General features: G+C 64.8%; 1 protein-coding gene. It reads left to right on the forward strand.

From position 1 onward, the window contains the following. The coding region (locus H6A34_RS14770) for an integrase core domain-containing protein (protein WP_205106121.1) at window positions 1–273 on the forward strand (273 nt) is incomplete at both ends.

A 273-nucleotide genomic window follows, 5' to 3' on the forward strand; every position in this document is an offset into this window, starting at 1 on the left:
TCACCGATATGCCGTGTCGCCGCAGCTCGCCGATGTAGGCGTCGCAGCAGTACTGCACCCCGCGGTCGGAGTGGTGGCCGAGCGCGTCAACGGCATAATAAAGCAGGAGGCCGTAAACCGCCGACGCGCCTTCGCCGACATCGCCACGGCCGGCGAGGCCATCGGCAGGTACATCGACTTTTACAACACGCGCAGGCCCCACATGAGCATCGGCAACAACACCCCGGAGACGGCGCACGCCGGGAGCGGCGAACAAAAACGGCTGTGGAAAAG

The organism is Marseilla massiliensis (genome assembly GCF_016899855.1).
Classification (GTDB): Bacteria; Bacteroidota; Bacteroidia; order Bacteroidales; family Bacteroidaceae; genus Prevotella.